The 22,848-nt window shown below is 73.7% G+C and carries 20 protein-coding genes; 19 read left to right on the plus strand and 1 reads right to left on the minus strand.

Annotated features, from left to right (window positions below):
- Positions 1 to 51 precede the first annotated feature (51 nt).
- The 4 genes from menB to R2737_17055 all read left to right on the plus strand — a co-directional run bounded on the left by menB (position 52) and on the right by R2737_17055 (position 5,647).
- Entirely contained in the window at positions 52 to 972 is a 921-nt protein-coding gene (gene menB / locus R2737_17040) for a 1,4-dihydroxy-2-naphthoyl-CoA synthase (GenBank protein ID MEZ5117971.1), read from the plus strand.
- Positions 973 to 989: 17 nt separating this feature from the next.
- Positions 990 to 2,066 carry an o-succinylbenzoate synthase gene (locus tag R2737_17045; GenBank protein MEZ5117972.1) on the plus strand — a complete coding sequence of 359 codons (1,077 nt, stop codon included), beginning with the start codon at positions 990 to 992 and terminating at the stop codon, positions 2,064 to 2,066.
- A complete protein-coding gene (menD, locus tag R2737_17050; protein MEZ5117973.1) occupies positions 2,063 to 3,904 on the plus strand; it encodes a 2-succinyl-5-enolpyruvyl-6-hydroxy-3-cyclohexene-1-carboxylic-acid synthase in 1,842 nt (613 codons plus the stop codon). The genes R2737_17045 and menD overlap by 4 nt, the downstream gene beginning before the upstream one ends.
- A 102-nt stretch (positions 3,905 to 4,006) precedes the next feature.
- Positions 4,007 to 5,647 carry a GNAT family N-acetyltransferase gene (locus R2737_17055; protein ID MEZ5117974.1) on the plus strand — a complete coding sequence of 547 codons (1,641 nt, stop codon included), beginning with the start codon at positions 4,007 to 4,009 and terminating at the stop codon, positions 5,645 to 5,647.
- A 222-nt stretch (positions 5,648 to 5,869) separates the two neighbouring features.
- Here the strand turns inward: R2737_17055 and R2737_17060 are convergent, their stop codons facing one another.
- Positions 5,870 to 7,144: an isochorismate synthase gene (locus R2737_17060; protein MEZ5117975.1), complete on the minus strand. Its 1,275-nt coding sequence runs from the start codon at positions 7,142 to 7,144 to the stop codon at positions 5,870 to 5,872.
- 490 nt (positions 7,145 to 7,634) lie between these two features.
- Here R2737_17060 and R2737_17065 point away from each other — a divergent pair, with 490 nt between their 5' ends.
- From R2737_17065 to R2737_17135, 15 genes are all read left to right on the plus strand, one after another.
- Entirely contained in the window at positions 7,635 to 8,330 is a 696-nt protein-coding gene (locus tag R2737_17065) for a demethylmenaquinone methyltransferase (GenBank protein ID MEZ5117976.1), read from the plus strand.
- Entirely contained in the window at positions 8,327 to 9,640 is a 1,314-nt protein-coding gene (locus tag R2737_17070; protein MEZ5117977.1) for a geranylgeranyl reductase family protein, read from the plus strand. Before R2737_17065 ends, R2737_17070 begins: the two co-directional genes overlap by 4 nt.
- A 131-nt stretch (positions 9,641 to 9,771) precedes the next feature.
- Entirely contained in the window at positions 9,772 to 10,131 is a 360-nt protein-coding gene (locus R2737_17075; protein ID MEZ5117978.1) for an NADH-quinone oxidoreductase subunit A, read from the plus strand.
- A 32-nt stretch (positions 10,132 to 10,163) separates the two neighbouring features.
- A complete protein-coding gene (locus tag R2737_17080; protein MEZ5117979.1) occupies positions 10,164 to 10,718 on the plus strand; it encodes an NADH-quinone oxidoreductase subunit B family protein in 555 nt (184 codons plus the stop codon).
- The gene (locus tag R2737_17085; GenBank protein ID MEZ5117980.1) at positions 10,715 to 11,443 is read left to right on the plus strand and encodes an NADH-quinone oxidoreductase subunit C; all 729 of its coding nucleotides are present in this window, start codon (positions 10,715 to 10,717) and stop codon (positions 11,441 to 11,443) included. Before R2737_17080 ends, R2737_17085 begins: the two co-directional genes overlap by 4 nt.
- The gene (locus R2737_17090; GenBank protein MEZ5117981.1) at positions 11,443 to 12,807 is read left to right on the plus strand and encodes an NADH-quinone oxidoreductase subunit D; all 1,365 of its coding nucleotides are present in this window, start codon (positions 11,443 to 11,445) and stop codon (positions 12,805 to 12,807) included. The genes R2737_17085 and R2737_17090 overlap by 1 nt, the downstream gene beginning before the upstream one ends.
- Positions 12,808 to 12,898: 91 nt before the next feature.
- A complete protein-coding gene (locus tag R2737_17095; protein ID MEZ5117982.1) occupies positions 12,899 to 13,573 on the plus strand; it encodes an NAD(P)H-dependent oxidoreductase subunit E in 675 nt (224 codons plus the stop codon).
- A gap of 4 nt (positions 13,574 to 13,577) precedes the next feature.
- Positions 13,578 to 14,879: an NADH-quinone oxidoreductase subunit NuoF gene (gene nuoF, locus R2737_17100; protein ID MEZ5117983.1), complete on the plus strand. Its 1,302-nt coding sequence runs from the start codon at positions 13,578 to 13,580 to the stop codon at positions 14,877 to 14,879.
- Positions 14,876 to 17,383 (plus strand): NADH-quinone oxidoreductase subunit G, encoded by a 2,508-nt coding sequence (locus R2737_17105; protein ID MEZ5117984.1) that lies wholly within the window; start codon positions 14,876 to 14,878, stop codon positions 17,381 to 17,383. Before nuoF ends, R2737_17105 begins: the two co-directional genes overlap by 4 nt.
- On the plus strand, positions 17,380 to 18,795 hold the full coding sequence (gene nuoH, locus R2737_17110) for an NADH-quinone oxidoreductase subunit NuoH (protein MEZ5117985.1): 1,416 nt from the start codon (positions 17,380 to 17,382) through the stop codon (positions 18,793 to 18,795). Before R2737_17105 ends, nuoH begins: the two co-directional genes overlap by 4 nt.
- Positions 18,788 to 19,375, plus strand: coding sequence for an NADH-quinone oxidoreductase subunit NuoI (gene nuoI, locus R2737_17115; GenBank protein MEZ5117986.1), 588 nt, complete (start codon positions 18,788 to 18,790; stop codon positions 19,373 to 19,375). Before nuoH ends, nuoI begins: the two co-directional genes overlap by 8 nt.
- Positions 19,372 to 20,253: an NADH-quinone oxidoreductase subunit J gene (locus tag R2737_17120; GenBank protein MEZ5117987.1), complete on the plus strand. Its 882-nt coding sequence runs from the start codon at positions 19,372 to 19,374 to the stop codon at positions 20,251 to 20,253. Before nuoI ends, R2737_17120 begins: the two co-directional genes overlap by 4 nt.
- Positions 20,250 to 20,549 carry an NADH-quinone oxidoreductase subunit NuoK gene (nuoK, locus tag R2737_17125; protein ID MEZ5117988.1) on the plus strand — a complete coding sequence of 100 codons (300 nt, stop codon included), beginning with the start codon at positions 20,250 to 20,252 and terminating at the stop codon, positions 20,547 to 20,549. The genes R2737_17120 and nuoK overlap by 4 nt, the downstream gene beginning before the upstream one ends.
- Positions 20,550 to 20,614: 65 nt before the next feature.
- The gene (gene nuoL, locus R2737_17130) at positions 20,615 to 22,546 is read left to right on the plus strand and encodes an NADH-quinone oxidoreductase subunit L (GenBank protein MEZ5117989.1); all 1,932 of its coding nucleotides are present in this window, start codon (positions 20,615 to 20,617) and stop codon (positions 22,544 to 22,546) included.
- Positions 22,543 to 22,848: NADH-quinone oxidoreductase subunit M (locus R2737_17135; protein ID MEZ5117990.1), on the plus strand; the 306-nt coding region annotated here is incomplete at its 3' end. The genes nuoL and R2737_17135, both read left to right, overlap by 4 nt.

A 22,848-nucleotide genomic window follows, 5' to 3' on the forward strand; every position in this document is an offset into this window, starting at 1 on the left:
CCTAGGCCGGCCCCCTCACGACCGCGCCCGCCGCACCGCCAGGAGCCCCGCATGGACACCCGCACCCGCTACCCGCTGCCGCCCGTGGTCCCCGAGGGCAGCCCGGCGCTGACGGACCCGGCGTACTCCAGCATCGAGCCCGGCGCGGACTGGGTGTCCCGCGGCGACTACCGCGACATCCGGTTCGAGACCGCCGAGGGCATCGCCAAGATCACCATCAACCGGCCGCACAAGCGCAACGCGTTCCGGCCGCAGACCCTGTTCGAGCTGCAGGAGGCGTTCACCCTCGCCCGCGACGACGACGGCATCGGCGTGATCATCCTGACCGGGCAGGGCGACTGGGCGTTCTGCTCCGGCGGGGACCAGGTCATCCGCGGCGACGACGGCTACATCGGCGACGACGCGGTGGCGCAGAAGGGGATCGGCCGGCTCAACGTGCTGGACCTGCAGGTGCAGATCCGGCGCACGCCGAAGCCGGTGATCGCGATGGTGGCCGGCTACGCGATCGGCGGCGGCCACGTCCTGCACGTCGTCTGCGACCTCACCATCGCCGCGGACAACGCCCGCTTCGGGCAGACCGGCCCGAAGGTGGGCTCGTTCGACGGCGGGTACGGCTCCGGCCTGCTGGCGCGCGAGATCGGGCAGAAGCGCGCGCGCGAGGTCTGGTACCTGTGCCGCCAGTACGGGGCCGCCCAGGCCTACGACTGGGGCCTGGTCAACCAGGTCGTCCCGCTGGCCGACCTGGAGCGGGAGACGGTCGCCTGGGCGCGGGAGATGCTGCAGCTGTCGCCGCTGGCGCTGCGGATGCTGAAGGCGTCCCACAACGCGGCCGACGACGGCCTGGCCGGCATCCAGCAGCTCGCCGGCGACGCGACCCTGCTGTTCTACATGACCGAGGAGGCGCAGGAGGGCCGCGACGCCTACAAGGAGCGGCGGCAGCCCGACTTCGGCCAGTTCCCCAAGCGGCCGTAGGGCGTACGCGGGTGCCCATGTTCGCGGGCCTGCAGGCGTGGTTCCGCGGGGACCCGGCCGGCGGCGACGACGTGCGACGGCTGCTGGACGGCGCGCTGACGTACGCGCTGCCGCTGACCCGGCGTTTCCGCGGCACCGAGGTGCGCGAGGGCATGCTGCTGCGCGGGCCGTCGGGGTGGGGTGAGTTCGCGCCGTTCCCGGAGTACGACGCCCCGACGTCCGCCCGGTGGCTGGCGGCCGCGGTGGAGGCGGCGTACGGCAGCTGGCCGGACCCGGTGCGCACCGAGGTCCCCGTCAACGCCATCGTCCCCGCCGTCGGGCCGGAGGACGCCGCGGCGCTGACCCGCGCCGCGGTCGAGCGGGACGGCTGCGGCACGGTGAAGGTCAAGGTGGCCGAGCCGGGTCAGTCGCTGGCCGAGGACGAGGCCCGGGTGGCCGCGGTGCGCGCGGCGCTGGACCAGGCCCTGGGGACCGCGGACGGCCGGATCCGCTTGGACGCCAACGGGGCGTGGCCCCTGGACGTGGCGCAGTCGGCGCTGAGAGTGCTGGACCGCTACGGGCTGGAGTACGTCGAGCAGCCCTGCGCGACGCTGGCGGAGATGGCCGAGCTGCGGCGCCGGGTGCCGGTCCCGCTGGCCGTGGACGAGGGGATCCGGCGGGCGGAGGACCCGTACGCCGTGGACCTCTCCGAGGCGGCCGACGTCGCGGTGGTGAAGGTGCCGCCGCTGGGCGGCGTCGCCCGTGCGCTCGAGCTGGCCTCGCACCTGCCGGTGCCGGTCGTCGTCTCCGGTGCGCTGGACAGCTCGGTCGGGCTGTCCGCCGGCCTCGCGCTGGCGGGCGCGCTGCCGTCGCTGCCGTTCGCCTGCGGCCTGGGCACCGGCGCGCTGCTGGCCGCCGACGTGGTTGCCACCCCGGTGCGCCCGGTCCACGGCAGACTGCCGGTCGTGCGCACCGATCCCGACCTCGAGCCGCTGCTCGCCGCCCGGGGCCGGCTGTCCGACTCCCGCTCGCGGTGGTGGCGCCGACGGCTGAGCGACGCGTGGGAGGCCGGCGGCCGCGAGGCGGTCGGCCACCTGGTGCGGGCGGCGCGGTGAACCCGTCCACGGCCTGCGCCCGGGTGCTGGTCGACGAGCTGGTGCGTGGCGGCGTGCGCGACGTGGTGCTGGCGCCGGGCTCGCGCAGCGCGCCCCTGGCCATCGCGCTGGCGGAGGCGGAGGCGCGCGACGAGCTGCACCTGCACGTCCGCGTCGACGAGCGCAGCGCGGGCTTCCTGGCCCTCGGCCTGGCCCGGGTCAACCTCGGCCTGCCGGTGGCGGTCATGACGACGTCGGGGACCGCGGTGGCCAACCTGCACCCGGCCGTCACCGAGGCGTCGTACGCCGGGGTGCCGCTGGTCGTCGTCTCGGCGGACCGGCCGCCCCGGCTGCGGGGGACCGGCGCGAACCAGACCGTCGACCAGGTGAAGGTCTTCGGCGACGACGTGCGCTGGTTCGCCGACCTCGCAGTCCCGGTGCGCGAGCCCGGGCAGGTGCGCTACTGGCGGTCGGTCGTCAGCCGGGCCTGCGCCGTGGCCGCGGACATGATGGACCCGGGGCCGGTGCACCTGAACGTGCCGTTCGACGAGCCGCTGGTGCCCGACGGCGACGACGACTGGGTGGAGCCGCTCGCGGGCCGCGACGACGCCTGGGGCGAACCGCGGCCGTGGACGGTCGACGCCCGGCTCGCGGTCGGCATGTCGATCCCGATCGAGCAGGCGGTATCCCACGGCCTCGGGCGGACCGCGATCCCTGGCCGGGGGCTGATCGTGGTGGGGGACCACGCGGACCCGGACGCGCCCGAGCTCGTCGACGAGCTGTCCGACGCGCTGGGCTGGCCGGTGCTTTCCGAGCCCTCGGGCAACTGCCGCGACATGGACCTCGCTCTCGTGCACGGTCCGCTGCTGCTGGCCGACCCGGAGTTCGCCGACGCGCACGTCCCGGACCTGGTGCTGACGGTCGGACGGGTCGGACTGAGCCGCAGTGTGCTGCGGATGGTGGCCCGAGCGCCGCTGCACGTGGCGGTCGACTCCCGGCCCCCGAGCCGCACCGCCGACCCGACGCGGACCGCGGACCTGGTGCTCGCGGCGGTGCCGCTGCCGCCCGAGGCCGACGTCGACGTCGACCCGGAGTGGCTGCAGGAGTGGCACGCGGCAGACACCGCAGCCGCGACAGCGGTCGACTCGGTGCTGCACGAGGCCGCCAGGAAGGGGCTGACCGGCGCCGAGGTGGCCCGTACGGTCGCGGCCGCGATCCCGGCGGACGGCCTGCTGCTGGTCGGCTCGTCCTGGCCGGTGCGGCTGGTGGAGGCGTACGCCCCCGTCGTGGAGGCCAAGGTCCTGGGCAACCGGGGGGCGTCGGGGATCGACGGCCTGGTGTCCACCGCGTGGGGCGCGGCCGCGCGGCACCAGCGGCCCGGGCCGTCCTGGCGCGACCGGCTCGGGGACGACGGCGTGGCCGAGCTGCCCGCGGGGATCGACCCGGACGCGCCCCGGGCGGGCGGGATCGCGGTGGCCCTGCTGGGGGACCTGGCGTTCCTGCACGATCGGAACGGCCTGCTGGCCCCCGCCGACGAGGAGCGGCCGGACCTGATCGTCATCGTCATCGACAACGACGGCGGCGGCATCTTCTCGTCGCTGGAGCAGGGCGAGCCGCAGCACGCGGCCGTGTTCGAGCGGGTCTTCGGCACCCCGCACGGGCGCGACCTGGTCGCGATGGCGCGGGCGGACGGCGTCCCCGCCACCCGGGCCCGCGGCCGCCGTGCCCTGGTGGAGGCGCTGGAGCGCGCGGCTGCAGCCGGCGGGGTCCACGTGGTGGTCGCCGACGTGGGGGAGAGGGCGGCCGAGGCCGACCTGCTGCGCCGCCTGCAGGAGGCCGTGAGCCGCGCGCTACGGTGATCGCGGTCCGGTGACCGACGGTCGTCCGGCCGCCGGCGGGGGTGCCCCCGCCCCGCTCCCTCGGGAGGCGCGATCAGCAAGTCGGAGGACACGCGCCGGCGCATCCTCGACGGCGCGGCGGTGGAGTTCGCCCGCCGTGGCTACGGCGCCACCCATATCGGCGACGTGGCCGACGCGGCCGGGGTCTCCGTACGCACGGTCCGCCGCTACTTCGACGGGCGCACCGACCTGTTCGCGCACGTGGTCGCCGAGCGGGCCCGCTCGATCGTGGCCGACCGCATCGCCGACCAGGCGGCCCACCCCAACGAGCCGCCCGCGGCCGTGCTGGTCTGGGCGGCGCGGCAGATCTTCGCCCGGCCGGAGACGTCCTGGGGCCCGCTGGAGGTGGAGGCGTTCACCACCGCGCGGCGCCACCCGCAGGTCGCCGAGCTGATGCGCTCCCGGATGGCCAAGCGCTGGACGGCGATGGAGAAGGTGGCCGAGCAGTCGCGGGTCGCCGGCGCGGTCGACGCCACCGTCGACGACGACGCCCTGGTCCACTTCACCCTCGCGCTGTCGCTGGGCATGGCCCTGCTGGAGCCGGTCGTCCCCCCGCGGGCGACCGAGGAGAACTGGTCCGCGCTCATCCTGCGGATCATGACGGCGCTGGCCCCCGACGACATCGACGTGCTGTCCACCGGCCCGGACCGCCGGCCGTGGCGGCTGCGCGTGCAGGTGCCCGACGCCCCCGGGGCCATGGCCCGGCTGCTGCGCGCGCTCGCCGTGCTGCACGGGGAGGCCCTGGCGCTGTCGGTCTCCGACGCCGAGGACGGGTGGCGCTGGGCCGACGTCGTCCTCACCGCTCCCACGACGGTCGACCACGACGCGGTGCAGCGGGTGGGGCTGTCGGCGGGCCGGGCGGCCTTCGCCATCGAGGGGACCCCGGAGGACTCGCGGGACCCGACCACGCGGGTGCTCGACGTCGCCACCGAGCTGGCCACCAACCCCGGCTGGGCCCCGGCCGCCGTCGCCGGACTGGTCGGCGCGGACTCCTGGGAGGTCACCGCGGCCGTCAGCGGCGCGGACGCCTCCCAGCACGTGCTGCGGCTGCAGTGGACCCCGGAGCGCCACATCGTGCTGCGGCGCTCCGGCGCCCCGTTCACCCGTACCGATCGCTCGCGTGCCTCCGCGCTGCTGCGGCTGGTGGAGGCGATGGCGGACGCGGTCGGGCAGGGCGAGGAGATGGGCTGGGTCGAGACGCTGCCGACCGGCGCCACCGTCTACATCCGGCTGGCGGCGCCGGAGGACTCCGACGCCGTGGCGCAGATGCACGAACGGTGCAGCGAGCAGACGCTGTACCAGCGCTACTTCGCCCCGGTCAGCGCCTGGCGGGAGGACAACCTGCGGCGGCTGTCCGGGGGCCACCGCGGCTCGACCCTGGTGGTGCTGGACGAGTTCGGGATGGTGATCGGCCTGGGCAACGTGTTCCCGGCGTCCCCGGACGACACCACCAGCGCCGAGGTCGCGCTGCTGGTGGAGGACGACTACCAGGGCCGCGGCGTCGGGTCCCGCCTGCTCGCGCACCTGATCGACATGGCCCGGCGGCTCGGGTTCCGCGAGGTGGTCGCGCTGGTGCTCACCGAGAACACCGGCATGGTCCGGCTGCTGGAGCGCACCCGGCTGGAGTGGACCAAGACCCGCGACGAGGAGCTCGGCGCCTCGGTGGTCCGGCTGACCGCCCCGCTGGACCCCGCGGAGGACTGAGCCCGCCCCGCGCCGCCCTCCGCCCGCCCCCGGCGCCCCGCGCCCCCCTTCCCCCCCGCGTGCCCCCGCTGGTGGCACGTTCCGCCGCGTGGCCTTCGGCCCGCGGCGGTCATACGTTCCACCGGTGACGGGCCCGGGGAGCCGGGGAGCGGGAGTGGGACGGGGGGAGCGGGCGGTGCGGAGCGGGCGGTGCGGAGCGGGCGGTGCGGAGGGGGAAGCGGGTCAGTCGGACTCGAGGGCGTCGCGGACGGCGACCAGCTTGGCCGCGGACTCGGCGAGCTCGGCCGCGGGCTCGGACCCGGCCACGATGCCGCAGCCCGCGAACAGCCGCAGCCGGCCGCCGGCCGCGTCGACCTCGGCGCAGCGCAGCGCGATGCCGAACTCGCCGTCCCCGTGCGCGTCCAGCCAGCCCACCGGGCCGGCGTAGCGGCCGCGGTCCATGCCCTCGAGCTCCTCGATCAGCCCCAGCGCGCGCTCGGTCGGCGTCCCGCACACCGCGGCGGTCGGGTGCAGCGAGGCCGCCAGCGCGAGCACCGGCGCGTCGTCGGCCAGCCGGCCGGTCACGTCGGTCGCCAGGTGCTGCACGTTGGCCAGCGAGAGCACGTGCGGCCGCGCGGGCACGTCCAGGTCGGTGCAGTGCGCCGCCAGCGCCGACGCCACCGAGTGCACCGCGTACTCGTGCTCCTCCAGGTCCTTGCCGCTGCCCAGCAGCGCCTGCGCGAGCCCGGCGTCCACCAGGTCCTCGCCGCGCCGCCGCACCGTCCCGGCGAGCACGCGGGACGACACCACGTCCCCGCGGCGACGCACCAGCAGCTCCGGCGTCGCGCCGACCAGCCCGTCCACGCTGAACGTCCAGCACTCCGGGTAGCGCGCGGCCAGGCCCAGCAGCAGGTGCCGTACGTCGACCGGGCCGTCGGTCTGCGCCACGATGTCGCGGGCCAGCACCACCTTGTCCAGCTCGCCCCGGCCGATCCGCTCGATGGCCTCGGCCACCGCGGACTCCCACTCCGGCGCGGTCCGGCTGCCCTCGGCCCAGCGGACCCCGGTCGGGCGCTCGGGCACCGACACCGGGCGCACGGCGGCGCGAGGGTCGGGGTCGTCACCCACCACTGTGACCCAGGCCCGGCCGGCCCGGCGGCCGAGGACCACCCGCGGCACAAGGACCACCGAGTGGCCGGGTGACGCGGAGAACGCGAAGGAGGCGAACGCCACCGGGCCGGTCCCCGCGGCCCGCACCCGGTCGTCGACCTCGGCCGCGGCCACCCACTCCGACCACCAGCGCTGGGCCCGGCTGAAGCGCTCGGCCCCGCGGAACTCCGCCCGCGCGGCCTCGCCCCAGGCGACCAGGCCCTCACCGTCGCGCACCCAGGCCAGCGCCCCGTCGGCCGGCAGCCGGGCCAGCAGCTCGTCGGGGTCGGGGACGGGGACGGTCACGACCCGCACCGCGCCGGGGACGACCGCGACATCGGCGGCGCGTCGGGGCACGGCGGGATTCACGAGGGAAGGGTACGGCCCGGTGACGCCGCCGGCAGTCCGGCCGACCGCCGCGGGCCGGTCCGGCGGCGCGCGGCGTGACCGACGCCACGTCCCCGCCGTGTCGGCAGCGCACCCGCTGCGGACCCTGCCGCGGACCCTGCCGCGGACCCGGCCGCACAGCGGGCGGGTGCCGACGAGGGTGGACCGCAGGGCGGGACGCAGATCGGGACCAACGGCCCGGGAACCGCGGTCCTTCGACCGGGGCGCGAGGCGGCCGGCGACGGTCAGTCTGGGCGTCGCCACCACACGTCACGGGCCCGCCCGCGACGGGTGAGCCCCCCGGGCACGGGGTCGGTCCCTCCTCCTCGTGCGATCCCTGTGCCCGTCGTCCGGCCCCGGACGCCGCGAGGTCCTCGCTGGCTCCGGGGCCGGAGTTCGTCGCGCACCCGGACGACGGCCGCGAGCACCGAGCCGGGTGCCGCCGCCCCCGGGTGCTGAGAGGATGCGCGCCGTGAGCCGCGCCGACCTGGACAAGCGACCCGACGAGGTCGCCGCCATGTTCGACCAGGTGGCCGACCGCTACGACCTCACCAACGACGTCCTCGCGCTCGGCCAGACCCGGCTGTGGCGGCGCGCGGTGGTCAACGCCGTGGACCCGCGTCCCGGTGAGCGGGTGCTCGACCTCGCCGCCGGCACCGGCACCAGCTCCGAGCCGTTCCGCCGCCGCGGCGCCACGGTCGTCCCCTGTGACTTCTCCCTCGGCATGCTGCGCGTCGGCCGCTCGCGGCTGCCGCACCTGCCCTTCGTCGCCGGCGACGGGCTGCGGCTGCCGTTCCGCGACGGCGCGTTCGACGCGGTCACGATCTCCTTCGGACTGCGCAACCTCACCGACACCGCGGCCGGACTGGCGGAGCTGCGCCGGGTCACCCGAGCCGGCGGCCGCCTGGTCGTGTGCGAGTTCTCCCACCCGGTCTGGTCACCGTTCCGCCGGGTCTACTCCGAGTACCTCATGGGCGCCCTGCCGGGCATCGCCCGGCGCACGTCGAGCAACCCCGAGGCGTACGTCTACCTGGCCGAGTCGATCCGGGCCTGGCCGGACCAGCCCGGGCTGGCCCGGCTGCTGCAGCAGGCGGGGTGGACCGGGGTGGAGTGGCTCGACCTCACCGGCGGCATCGTCGCCCTGCACCGCGGCCGCAACCCGGGATGACCGCGGCGGCGCTCCCCGACGACGGGCCCCTGCCGGACGAGGTGGACGTCGTTGTGGTGGGCGCCGGCCCCTCCGGGTCGGCCACCGCCCACCACCTGGCCCGCCGGGGTCGCCGGGTGCTGCTGCTGGAGAAGACCGGCTTCCCGCGGGAGAAGGTGTGCGGCGACGGCCTCACCCCGCGCGCGGTCGCCGCGCTCGCCGACCTCGGGGTCGACACCGCGGCCACCGACGGGTGGGCCCGCAACGCCGGCCTGCGGGTCGTCTCCGGCGGCCGCGCGGTCGAGGTCCCGTGGCCCGAGCATTCCCGCTTCCCGTCGTACGGACTGACCCGCACCCGGGCCGACCTCGACGGGCTGCTGGCCGACCGGGCCGCGGCGGCGGGGGCGGACCTGCGGGTGCGCACCCCGGTCGTCGGGCCGCTGCGGGACGAGCGCACCGGCCGGGTGGCGGGGGTGCTCGCCGAGCCCCGGGACCCCGACGGCCGCCCCCTCGGACCTCCGCGGCCGGTCCGCGCCCGGGTCGTGGTGGCCGCGGACGGGGCCGCCAGCCGGCTGTCCGGTGCGGTCGGCCGGCCCCGGCGCCCCGACCGCCCGATCGGTGTGGCGGTGCGCACCTACCACGGCGGCCCGGGTGACGACGACCCGTGGCTGGAGACCTGGCTGGAGGTCCCCGACGGCGACCGGCTGCTGCCCGGCTACGCCTGGGTGTTCGGGCTCGGCGACGGCACCCGCAACGTCGGCATCGGGCTGCTGGACGCCTCGGCCGCCGGCGCCGCCGACGCCCGCGGCCTGCTGCGGGGCTGGACGGCGTCCCTGCCCGCGGACCGGGAGCTCGACGAGGGCACCCGCACCGCGCCCGTCCGTGGGGCCGCGCTGGCGATGGGCCTGAACCGCACCCCCCACTACGCCCGCGGCCTGCTGCTCGTCGGGGACGCCGGGGGTCTGGTGAACCCGTTCAACGGGGAGGGGATCTCCTACGCCCTGGAGTCCGGGGCGCTGGCCGCCGATGCGGTGGACGATGCCCTCACCCGGCCCCGGGCCGAGGGGCGCGAGGCCGCGCTGCACCGCTACCCGCGGCGCCTGGCCGAGGAGTACGGCGGCTACTACGCCGCGGGCCGGGCCTTCCTCCGCCTGATCGGCGACCCCCGGGTCATGCGCGCGGCCACCACGCACGGCCCGCGGCACCCGCGCGCCCTCGCCTTCACCGTCCGGGTGCTGGCCAACCTCACCGACGCCGGCCGGCACGGCGGCCCGGACCGGGCGGTCGACGCCGTGGTCGCGGCCCTGGGCCGGGCCCGCCGGGTGACCTGACCCACTCCGGACCGGCCCGGATCGACGGCCGGGGCAGCGCGGCCGCGCGACGGCCCTAGGATGGGCGCGCCCGGACGCTCGTGACCCGGGCACACGACTGTGCGTAACGAGCACCAGGGAGCGTGGCGTCGGTGAACGTCTACATGCCGATCCTGCTGCTCGGCATCCTCGGGTTCGCCTTCGCCGTCTTCTCGGTCGGCATGGCGACCTTGACGGGGCCGAAGCGGTACAACCGGGCGAAGGTCGACGCCTACGAGTGCGGGATCGAGCCGACCCCCCAGCCGGTGGGTGGGGGCCGCTTCCCGGTGAAGTACTACCTGACGGCGATGCTGTTCATCGTCTTCGACATCGAGATCGTGTTCCTCTACCCGTGGGCGGTCGCGTTCGACCAGCTGGCCCTCTTCGGGCTGATCGAGATGGTGCTGTTCATCCTCACGGTCCTCGTCGTCTACGTGTACGTGTGGCGGCGCAAGGGCCTGGAGTGGGACTGAGGGCTCGGGCCGCGGACGGGAGTAGCTGACACATGGGTCTGGAAGAGAAGCTGCCGTCGGGCGTCCTGCTCACGACCGTCGAGAAGGTCGCGGGCTACGCGCGCAAGGGGTCGCTGTGGCCGGCCACGTTCGGCCTGGCCTGCTGCGCCATCGAGATGATGGCCGCCGGCGGACCCCGGTTCGACATCGCGCGCTACGGCATGGAGGTGTTCCGCGCGTCGCCGCGGCAGGCCGACCTCATGGTCGTCGCCGGCCGCGTCAGCCAGAAGATGGCGCCGGTGCTGCGGCAGATCTACGACCAGATGCCCAACCCCAAGTGGGTGCTGTCGATGGGCGCCTGCGCCTCCAGCGGCGGGATGTTCAACAACTACGCGATCGTGCAGGGCGTCGACCACGTCGTGCCCGTCGACATCTACCTGCCCGGCTGCCCGCCGCGCCCGGAGATGCTGTTCGACGCGATCCTCAAGCTGCACGCCGAGATCCAGGACATGAAGCTCGGCGCGCACCGCGAGGCCCAGGTGGTCGACCTCGAGCGGCTGGCCCTCGCGGCCGAGCCCACGTCGCAGATGAAGGGCCTGCTGCGGTGAGCGACGAGTCCCCCCGCTACCCCGACATCATCGGCGACCAGGTCGTCCCGGTCGGCGCCCCCGGCCTGGAGGTGGTCGAGGTCCGGCACGGCTCGTTCGGCGTGCACGGCTCCGGCGACACCTCCGGCTACGGCGGGCTGGTGGAGCCGATCGTGCTGCCGCCGGCCACCCCGCGCCCGTACGGCGGCTGGTTCGACGAGGTCGCCGACGAGCTGGACCTGGCCCTGGCCGACGCCGGCCTGCCGGCCACGACCGCGGTCGAGAAGGTCGTGGTGGACCGCGGCGAGATCACGTTCCACGTCCGGCGCGAGCACCTGGTGCCGTTCGTCACCGCGCTGCGCGACGAACCGGGCCTGCGCTACGAGTACTGCAGCGGCGTGAGCGGGGTGCACTACCCCGGCGACGAGGGCCGCGAGCTGCACGCCGTCTACCACTTCGTCTCGATCACCCACAACCGCCGGGTCCGGGTCGAGGTGTCCTGCCCCGACGCCGACCCGCACATCCCGTCGATCGTCGCGGTCTACCCGACCTGCGACTGGCACGAGCGGGAGACCTGGGACTTCTTCGGCATCGTCTTCGACGGACACCCGGCGCTGACCCGCATCGAGATGCCGGACGACTGGCCGGGACACCCCCAGCGCAAGGACTACCCGCTGGGCGGGATCCCGGTCGAGTACAAGGGCGCCACCATCCCGCCGCCGGACCAGCGGAGGTCGTACTCCTGATGTCCACCGACAACGTCACGTACGAGAGCGCCGACGTCGAGTCGGAGGACGACGCCTACGCCGGCTCGTACGACACCACCGAGGGGCGCGTCTACACCGTCTCCGGCCAGGACTGGGACACCGTGCTCCCGGCGGCCGAGGGCGAGAAGGAGCGCATCGTCGTCAACATGGGGCCGCAGCACCCGTCCACGCACGGCGTGCTCCGCCTCATCCTCGAGCTCGACGGCGAGACGGTGACCGAGGCCCGCTGCGGCATCGGCTACCTGCACACCGGCATCGAGAAGAACCTGGAGTACCGCACCTGGACCCAGGGGGTCACGTTCGTGACCCGGATGGACTACCTGGCGCCGTTCTTCAACGAGACCGCGTACTGCCTCGGCGTCGAGAAGCTGCTCGGCATCACCGACGAGATCCCCGACCGGGCCACCACCATCCGCGTGATCCTGATGGAGCTCAACCGGATCTCGTCCCACCTGGTCTGCCTGGCCACCGGCGGCATGGAGCTCGGCGCCCTCACCGCGATGATCTTCGGCTTCCGCGAGCGCGAGCTGATCCTCGACCTGTTCGAGCTCATCACCGGCCTGCGCATGAACCACGCGTTCGTGCGTCCGGGCGGTGTCGCGCAGGACCTCCCGCAGGGCGCCGAGCAGAAGATCCTCGACACCGTGGCCCTGCTGCGGAAGCGCCTGAAGGACACCGCTGACCTGCTGGTCGACAACACGATCTGGGTCGGCCGCACGCAGGGCATCGGCTACCTCGACCTCGCCGGCTGCATGGCGCTGGGCATGACCGGCCCGGTGCTGCGCGCGACCGGCCTGCCGCACGACCTGCGCAAGTCGCAGCCCTACTGCGGCTACGAGAACTACGAGTTCGACGTCCCCACCCAGACCACCTGTGACGCCTACGGCCGGTTCCTCATCCGGCTGGCCGAGATGCAGGAGTCGCTGAAGATCGTCGAGCAGGCCGTCGACCGGCTCACGCCGGGACCGGTGATGGTCGCGGACAAGAAGGTCGCCTGGCCGGCCCGGCTGGCCATCGGCAGCGACGGGCAGGGCAACTCCCTGGAGCACATCCGCGAGATCATGGGCACCTCGATGGAGGCCCTGATCCACCACTTCAAGATCGTCACCGAGGGCTTCCGGGTCCCGGCCGGCCAGGTCTACTCCGCGATCGAGTCCCCGCGCGGCGAACTCGGCGTCCACGTCGTCAGCACCGGCGGTACGCGGCCCTACCGCGTGCACTTCCGCGACCCGTCGTTCACCAACCTGCAGGCCGTGGCCGCGATGTGCGAGGGCGGCATGGTCGCCGACGTCATCGCCGCGGTCGCCAGCATCGACCCGGTGATGGGCGGGGTGGACCGATGACCGCCGCCCCCGCCAGCCTCGACGCTGCCAGCCCCGACCCGGCGCACTCCGCCGCAGCCCTGCCCCGCCCGTCCCTGGGAGGGGACGCCTGATGCCGCTGACCGACCAGACGCGCGCCGAGGCGCGCGATCTCGCCACCCGCTACCCCGACCCCCGTTCGGCGGTGCTGCCGATCCTGCACCTGGTGCAGTCGGAGGAGAACCGGGTGACGCCCGACGGGATCGCGCTGTGCGCGGACGTCCTCGGGCTGACCACCGCCGAGGTCGCCGCCGTCGCGACGTTCTACACGATGTACAAGCGCCGCCCGGTGGGCCGCCACCACATCGGTGTCTGCACCAACTCGCTGTGCGCGCTGCTCGGCGGCGACGAGGTCTACGCGGCCCTGTCGGAGAGCCTCGGCGCCGGGCACGACGAGTCCGACGAGGACGGCACGTTCTGGCTGGAGCGGATCGAGTGCCAGGCCGCGTGCACGCACGCACCCGTGATGACGGTGGACTGGGAGTACATGGACCGCGTCACCGTCCAGGGCGCCCTCGACATCATCGAGGCGCTGCGCCGTGGCGAGGAGGTCCGGTCCACCCGGGGCCCGGTGATCCGGGACTTCGACGCCACCGAGCGCACGCTGGCGTTCCCCGACGACGGCCTGGTCGGGGAGGGCCCGCAGGCCGACGACCTGATGCTGGCCGGGCTGCGGCTGGCGAAGGAACTGGGCGAGAGCGCACCGCCGCCGCCGGCGGCCGCCCCGGCGACCGGACAGGAGGGCTGACCCCGTGCCGCTGACCCCCGTCATCACGGCCCACTGGGACGACCCGGACTCCTACACCCTGGAGGGCTACCGCCGGCACGGCGGCTACGAGTCGCTGCGCGCCGCCCTGGGTCAGGCCCCCGACGACATCATCCAGCTGGTCAAGGACACCGGCCTGCGTGGCCGCGGTGGCGCGGGCTTCCCCACCGGCATGAAGTGGGGCTTCGTCCCCCAGGACGGCAACCCGCACTACCTCGTGGTCAACGCCGACGAGTCCGAGCCGGGGGCCTGCAAGGACATCCCGATCATGCTGGCCAACCCGCACGCGCTGGTCGAGGGCGTGATCATCACCTCCTACGCCATCCGCGCGCGGCACGCGTTCATCTACGTGCGCGGCGAGGTTCCGCACCCGATCCGCCGCGTGGCGGCCGCGGTGCGCGAGGCCTACGCCGCGGGCTTCATCGGCGAGAACGTGCTGGGCTCCGGCTTCGACCTCGACGTGGTCGTGCACGCGGGCGCGGGCGCCTACATCTGCGGCGAGGAGACCGCGCTGCTCGACTCGCTCGAGGGCCGCCGCGGCCAGCCGCGCCTGAAGCCGCCGTTCCCCGCGGTCGCCGGCCTCTACGCCGCCCCGACCGTCATCAACAACGTCGAGACCATCGCCAACATCCCGTACATCGTCGCGAACGGGTCGGACTGGTTCCGCCAGTTCGGCACCGAGAAGTCCCCGGGCTTCAAGGTCTTCGCGGTGGCCGGACACGTCGAGCGCCCCGGCATCTACGAGGCCCCGCTCGGCATCACGATGCGCGAGCTGCTCGACTACGCCGGCGGCATGCGTGGCGGAAAGCAGCTGAAGTTCTGGCTCCCGGGCGGCTCGTCCGTCCCGTTGCTCACCGAGGAGCACCTCGACGTCCCCATGACGTACGAGGACATCGCGGCCGCCGGCAGCATGCTCGGCACCGGCACGCCGATGGTGTTCGACGAGACGACCAGCGTGGTCAAGGCGATCACCCGCTGGCTGGAGTTCTACAAGCACGAGTCGTGCGGCAAGTGCACCCCCTGCCGGGAGGGCACCTACTGGATCACCGACCTGCTCAAGCGCTTCGAGCGGGGCACCGGGACCGACGCCGAGCTCGACACCCTGCAGGACCTGTGCGCCCAGATCTCCGGGCGCTCCTTCTGCGCGCTGGGCGACGCGGCCGCGACGCCGTACCCCGCGGCGATGAAGTACTTCCGCGACGAGTTCGTCGCGGGCACGCACACCCCGGCCGACCAGCTGTTCGACCCGGTCGCCTCCACCGTCTTCGCGGGAGCTGCTGCCCGATGACCGTGACCGCCAACGCCTCCACCGGCCAGCCGCCCGCGCGGCCGGACGACCTGGTGACCGTGACGATCGACGACGTCGACGTCGCGGTCCCCAAGGGCACGCTGATCATCCGCGCCGCGGAGCTCCTCGGCGTGCAGGTCCCGCGGTTCTGCGACCACCCGCTGCTCGACCCGGTCGCCGCCTGCCGGATGTGCCTGGTCGAGATCGACGGTATGCCCAAGCCGCAGCCCGCCTGCGCGGTCACCGTGTCCGACGGGATGAAGGTCCACACCCAACTGACGTCCGAGGTCGCCGACACGGCGCAGAAGGGCGTCATGGAGTTCCTGCTCATCAACCACCCGCTGGACTGCCCGATCTGCGATAAGGGCGGCGAGTGCCCGCTGCAGAACCAGGCGATGAGCAACGGCCGACCGCAGTCCCGCTTCGACGGGGTGAAGCGGACCTTCCCCAAGCCGATCAACATCAGCGCGCAGATCCTGCTCGACCGGGAGCGGTGCGTGTCCTGCGCTCGGTGCACCCGCTTCGCCGAGCAGATCGCGGGCGACCCGTTCATCGAGCTGCTCGAGCGAGGCGCCAAGCAGCAGGTCGGCATCGCCGAGGACACCCCGTTCCACTCGTACTTCTCGGGCAACACCGTCCAGATCTGCCCGGTGGGGGCGCTGACCAGCGCGCGCTACCGGTTCCGTGCCCGCCCGTTCGACCTGGTGTCGGTCCCGACGGCCTGCGAGCACTGCGCCTCCGGCTGCGCGCTGCGCACCGACTACCGCCGCACCACCGTGGTCCGCCGGCTGGCCTGGGACGACCCCCAGGTCAACGAGGAGTGGAACTGCGACAAGGGCCGGTTCGCCTTCCCCTACCTGGAGGACGACCGCATCGAGCGGCCGCTGGTCCGCGACGAGTCCGGTGACCTACGCCCGGCGTCGTGGCCGGAGGCCATCGACGCGGCCGCCCGCGGGCTGGCCGCGGCGCACGGCCGGGTCGGCGTGCTCACCGGCGGCCGGCTCACGGTGGAGGACGCCTACGCCTACGCCCGGTTCGCCCGCGGCGTCCTGGGCAGCGACGACATCGACTTCCGCGCCCGCCCCTCCTCGGCGGAGGAGGCCGAATTCCTGGCCGCCCGGATCGTCGGGCGCGCCTCGGCGACCTATGCCGACCTCGAGCGCGCCCCGGTGGTCCTGCTCGCCGGCCTGGAGCCGGAGGAGGAGTCCCCGATCGTGTTCCTGCGGCTGCGGAAGGCGGCGCGCCGCAACCGCACCGTCGTCGCCTCGGTCGCCGCGCTGGCGTCCGGGACGCTGGCCAAGACCGACGGCGTGCTGCTGCCGGCCGTGCCCGGGGGCGAGGCGGCGGTGCTGGACCGGCTGGCCGCCGGCGGCGACGCCGCTGGAGACGATGCCGACGGGGTCGGCGCGCTGCTGCGCCAGCCCGGGGCGGTGATCCTGGCCGGCGAGCGGCTGGCCACCTCGGCCGGCGCGCTCAGCGCGGCCGCGCGACTGGCGGACGCGACCGGCGCCCGGCTGGCGTGGGTGCCCCGCCGCGCGGGGGAGCGCGGGGCGCTCGAGGCCGGTGCCCTTCGGGGCCTGCTGCCCGGCGGCCGCCCGCTGTCCGACCCGGCCGCCCGGGCCGACGTGGCTGCGGCCTGGGGCGTGGACGCGTCCGCGCTGCCCGCCGAGCCCGGCCTGGACGGTGACGGGATCGTGGCCGCGGTGCTCGCCGACGCCCGCGCCCGCGCGGCCCATGCCGAGGCGGCGGACGACGCCGACGCCGAGGCGCCGGCCGAGCGGGTCGGCGCGCTGCTGGTCGCCGGCGTCGAGCCGGTGGACACCGCCGACCCGGCTGCGTTCCTCGCGGCCCTGGACGCGGTCCCGTTCCTGGTCTCGCTGGAGACCCGGCCCAGCGAGGTGACCGAGCGCGCCGACGTGGTGCTGCCGGTGGCCGTCGTGACCGAGAAGTCGGGCACGTTCGTCGACTGGGAGGGACGCGCCCGCGCGTTCGCCCAGGTGCTGCGCGACGCGCTGTCACTGCCCGACGGCCGGGTGCTCGCCATGGTCGCCGACGCGATGGACGCCGGGTTCGGCCGCGGTGACGTGGCGCAGCTGCGATCGGAACTGTCGGCGCTCGGCGCCTGGGCCGGCGACCGGCCTGCGGCACCGGACGTCCCGGGGACCACCCCGTCGGCCGTCGGCGCCGGGCAGGCCGTCCTGGCCAGTTGGCGGCTGCTGCTGGACCTCGGCCGCCTGCAGGAGGGCGAGCCCTACCTGGCCGCGACCCGGCGCGAGCCGGTGGCGCGGATGTCCGCCGCCACCGCGCAGGCTGCGGGGCTCGCGGACGGCCAGGTCGTGGCCGTGGCCACCGACGCCGGCCGGATCGACCTGCCCCTGGAGGTGGCGGACATGCCCGACGGAGTGGTCTGGGTCCCGGGCCACTCGCCCGGCTCCTCGGTCCACCGCGACCTCGGCGTCGTGGCCGGCACCGTCGTGCGCATCGGACCGGGAGGTGACGCGTGAGCGCCTGGGTGACGGCCGCGGCCCCCGCCGCGGAGGGTGACTTCGCCCCGTTCGGCACCGACCCGTGGTGGCTGGTGCTGCTCAAGGTCGTGGGCATCTTCGCCCTGCTGGTGCTGATGACCCTGTTCACGATCTGGGCCGAGCGCCGGGTCGTGGGCCGGATGCAGAACCGGATCGGGCCCAATCGGGTCGGCCCGCAGGGCCTGCTCCAGTCCCTGATGGACGGCTTCAAGCTGGCCTTCAAGGAGGAGATCCTCCCCAAGGCCATCCACCGGGCCGTGTACTGGGTCGCCCCGATCATCTCCGCGACCGCCGCGTTCCTGGCCTGGGCCGTGATCCCGCTCGGGCCGACCGTGTCCATCTTCGGCGTGGAGACGCCGCTGCAGCTGACCGACTTCCCGGTGTCGGTGCTCTACGTCCTCGCGATCGCCTCGATCGGCATCTACGGCATCGTGCTGTCGGGGTGGGCGTCCGGCTCCACCTACCCGCTGCTCGGCGGCCTGCGCTCCAGCGCCCAGATGATCTCCTATGAGATCGCGATGGGCCTGTCGTTCGTGGCGGTGTTCCTCTACGCGGGGACCATGTCCACGTCGGAGATCGTGACCGCGCAGGAGCCGATCTGGTACGCGGTGCTGCTGCTGCCCTCGTTCCTCATCTACGTCACGGCCATGGTGGGCGAGACCAACCGCGCCCCGTTCGACCTGCCCGAGGCCGAGGGGGAGCTCGTCGGCGGCTTCCACACCGAGTACTCGTCGCTGAAGTTCGCGATGTTCTTCCTGGCCGAGTACATCAACATGGTCACCGTCTCGGCGCTGGCGACCACCTTGTTCCTCGGCGGCTGGCGGGCCCCGTGGCCGCTGTCGCTGTGGGAGTCGGCCAACACCGGCTGGTGGCCGCTGCTGTGGTTCCTGGCCAAGGTGGCGCTGTTCATCTTCATGTTCATCTGGCTGCGCGGGACGCTGCCCCGACTGCGCTACGACCAGTTCATGCAGTTCGGCTGGAAGGTGCTCATCCCGGTCTCGATCGTCTGGATCCTCGTGGTCGCGACGATCCGCGCACTGCGCAACGAGTACGCGTTCACGACCCAGCAGCTGCTCATCGTCGGGGGAGTGTCGCTGGCGGTCGTGCTGGTGGCGGTCTACCTGGTCCAGCTGGCCCAGGCGCGCCGCGAGGAGCGCGAGCAGCGGGCGGCCGACGCCCAGGCGAACGCGCCGTTCGACGCCTTCGCCGGGGGCTACCCGGTGCCGCCGCTGCCCGGCCAGGAGGCGCACTTCCCCCGCCGCGCCAAGGCCACGGTGAGCGGCTCGGTCGCCACCGTCGAGGCGCCCGAGAGCCCGCCGGACGCCCCCGGCAGCCCCGACGACAGCGCCGGGGAAGGCGCCGGACCCGAGGAGGACCGCAGCGATGCCTGAGCTGCCCCAGGCGGTACGCGGCTTCGGGGTGACCTTCCGGACGATGTTCAAGAAGGTCGTCACCGAGCAGTACCCCGAGCAGAAGGACAAGTACCCGGTCAAGCCGCGGTTCCACGGCCGGCACCTGCTCAACCGGCACCCCGACGGGCTGGAGAAGTGCGTCGGCTGCGAGCTGTGCGCGTGGGCATGCCCCGCGGACGCGATCTACGTGGAGGGCGCGGACAACACCGAGAGCGAGCGCTTCTCCCCGGGCGAGCGCTACGGCCGCGTCTACCAGATCAACTACCTGCGCTGCATCTTCTGCGGCCTGTGCATCGAGGCCTGCCCGACCCGCGCGCTGACCATGGGGCACGAGTACGAACTGGCCGACGACAACCGCGCCGACCTGATCTACCAGAAGCAGGACCTGCTGGCGCCGCTGCTCCCGGGCATGGTGGCGCCGCCGCACTCGATGGTCTCGGGCACCACCGAGAAGGACTACTACGACGGCGCGGTGACCGGCGCCACCGACGAGCAGAAGGCCGAGGTGGCCGCCCGCGAGCAGGTCGCCGACGCCGTCGCCGAGAGCGAGGCCTCGTGAGCGACCTGACGACGCTGCTCGCCGCTGACGTCAACACCGGCGAGACCGTCACCTTCTGGATCTGCGCGATCCTCGCGGTGATCGGCGCGGTGGGCCTGGTGGCCTCCCGCAAGGCCGTGCACAGCGCGCTGTTCGTGGCCATGACGATGATCAGCCTGGCGATCCTCTACGTCGCCAACTCCGCGCCGTTCCTCGGGATGGTGCAGGTGATCGTCTACACCGGCGCGGTCATGATGCTGTTCCTGTTCGTCCTCATGATCGTGGGCGTCGACTCGTCGGACTCCCTGGTGGAGACGATCCGGGGCCAGCGCTGGGCCGCCATCGCCTTCGGCCTCGGCCTCGGCGTCATGCTGCTCGCCGCGATCGGCAACGGCATGGTCGGCGTACCCGAGGGAAGCCTGGACGCGGCCAACTCGGCCCAGGGCGGCAACGTCCAGGGGCTGGCGCAGGTGATCTTCACCGACTACCTGTTCGCCTTCGAGCTCACCTCCGCGCTGCTGATCACCGCCGCCATGGGGGCGATGATCCTGGCCCACCGCGAGCGCTGGATGCCGAGGGCGTCGCAGGAGCAGCAGTCGGTCGAGCGGTTCCGCTCCGGCGGCCACCCCGGCAACAAGCCCAACCCCGGCGTCTACGCCCGCCACAACGCGGTGGACACCCCGGCCCTGCTGCCGGACGGGTCGACCGCGGACATCTCCGTGCCCGAGCCGCTGCAGGTGCGGGGCGACGGGCGCGGGATCGACCGAGCGGCGCTGCGGGAGGTCGACCGGCTCGAGACGGGCGAGGCCGCGGTCGCGCCCGGGACCGTGGCCACCGACGAGGAGGTCGGGTCCGCCGACGACCGGCCCTCGGACGACTCGAAGGGAGCGGGCGCGTGAACCCCGCCAACTACATCGTGCTCTCGGCGATCCTGTTCACGATCGGGGCCGTCGGCGTGATGGTCCGGCGCAACGCCATCGTCGTGTTCATGAGCGTCGAGATGATGCTGAACGCGGCCAACCTGGCGTTCGTGTCGTTCGCGCGGACCAATGGCAACCTCCAAGGCCAGGCGGTCGCCTTCTTCGTGATGGTGGTGGCCGCGGCGGAGGTCGTGGTCGGCCTCGCGATCATCATGACGATCTTCCGGACCCGCAGGTCCGCGTCGGTCGACGAGCCCAACCTGCTGAAGTACTGAGCCCCGCACCCGACCGAAGACCTCTTCGACCTGATGGGACCTGACGTGACGACTCGGGACGCCTCGTGAGCGGCATCGCCGCCGAGGCCACACGGATCGTGCAGGAGGCGCAGCCCGCCGAGGGCGTGTTCTCCCTGATCTGGCTGCTGGTCTTGGCGCCGCTGGCCGGTGCCGTTCTCCTGCTGCTGGCCGGCCGGCGCAGCAACAAGTGGGGTCACCTGCTCGGCGTGCTGACGCCGCTGGTGTCGTTCGGCCTCGCGGTGGTGATGCTGTCGGCGATGCTCGCGCAGCCGGCCGAGGAGCGCACCTACGTCCAGTCGCTGTACGAGTGGGTGATCGTCGGCAACTTCAAGGTCCCGCTGGCCTTCCAGCTCGACCAGCTGTCGATGACGTTCGTCATGCTCATCACGTTCGTCGGGTCGCTGATCCACATCTACTCGGTGGGCTACATGGCCCACGACCCCGAGCGGCGCAAGTTCTTCGCGTTCCTGAACCTGTTCGTCGCGGCGATGCTGCTGCTCGTCCTCGCCGACAACTACCTGCTGCTGTACGTCGGCTGGGAGGGCGTCGGCCTGGCGTCGTACCTGCTCATCGGCTTCTGGCAGTACAAGCCCGAGGCGGCGGTCGCCGCCAAGAAGGCGTTCGTGATGAACCGGGTCGGCGACTTCGGCCTGTCCGTCGCGATCATGCTGATCTTCGTCACCTTCGGCACCGTCACCTTCCTGGGCGTGCAGGCGCTGGCCCCCGAGGCCAGCCAGACCGTCCTGCTGGTCACCGGCCTGCTGCTCCTGCTCGCGGCCTGCGGCAAGTCCGCCCAGGTGCCGCTGCAGGCCTGGATCCTGGATGCGATGGAGGGCCCGACCCCGGTGTCGGCGCTGATCCACGCCGCCACGATGGTGACCGCCGGCGTCTACCTGATCGTCCGGTCCAACTTCATCTTCGACCTGTCGACCGGCGCCCGCGCCGCGGTCATCGCGGTCGGTGTCATCACCCTGCTCTTCGGCGCGACCATCGGAATGGCGAAGGACGACATCAAGAAGGCGCTGGCCGGGTCGACCATGAGCCAGATCGGCTACATGGTCCTGGGAGCGGGCCTCGGCCCGAGCGGCTACGCGTTCGCCATCTTCATGCTGGTCGCGCACGGCTTCTACAAGGCCACGCTGTTCCTCGGGGCCGGCTCGGTCATGCACGGCATGGATGACGAGCTGGACATGAGACGTTACGGCGGCCTGGCCAAGTACATGAAGCTCACCATGATCACGTTCCTGGCCGGCTACCTCGCCATCATCGGCGTCCCACCATTCAGCGGCTTCTACACCAAGGACAAGATCATCGAGGCCGCGTTCGCCGAGCACTGGTTCGTCGGCCTGCTCGCGGCGTTCGGCGCGGCGCTGACGGCGTTCTACATGACCCGCATCGTGGCGATGACCTTCTTCGGCAAGCCGCGGTGGAAGGAGGGGACGCACCCGCACGAGTCCCCGGCCGTCATGACCGGGCCGATGATCCTGCTGGGCCTGTTCAGCCTCGGCTTCGGCCTGGTGCTGTCGATCAACAACGCGTTCGTCGACTGGCTCGCCCCGGTGACGGGCACCGGCGAGGAGGAGCTGCCACTGCCCGCCTGGGTCTACTCCGCCGGCACGCTGGTCCTGGTGCTGATCGCGGTGGCGCTGGCGTGGACGCAGTACGCCCGGCGTGAGGTGCCGCTGTCGCCGCCGCAGCAGGTGTCGCCGATGACGGTGGCGGCCCGCCGTGACCTGTACGGCGACGCGTTCAACGAGGCGGTCTTCATGCGCCCGGGCCAGTACCTCGACCGGTTCCTGGTCTGGTTCGACAACCGCGGTGTGGACGGCGCGGTGAACGGCCTCGCGGCCACGGTCGGTGGTCTGAGTGGACGGATGAGACGGCTGCAGACCGGGTTCGCCCGGTCGTACGCGCTGTCGATGGTGGGTGGCGCGGTCGTGGTGATCGTGGCCCTGGGCCTGGTGGTGCTGTCGTGAACGCGTTCCCCTGGCTGACGACGCTCGGCCTGATCCCGCTGGTCGGCGCGCTCGTCGTCATGCTGCTGCCGAAGGGCCGGCCCGCGCTGGCCAAGCAGGTGGCGCTGGTCTTCTCGCTGGCGACGCTGGTCCTGCTCATCGTGATGGCGCTGCAGTTCGACGCCACCTCCGGAGACCCCTTCCAGTTCGTCGAGCGCTACGACTGGATCCCCGCGTTCGGGATCTCGTACGCCGTCGGCGTGGACGGCATCGGCCTGGTGCTCATCGCGCTGGCGGCGGTGCTGGTGCCGATCGTGATGCTG

The sequence above is a fragment of the Candidatus Nanopelagicales bacterium genome (assembly GCA_041393815.1).
Taxonomy (GTDB): Bacteria; Actinomycetota; Actinomycetes; order S36-B12; family JAWKJK01; genus JAWKJK01.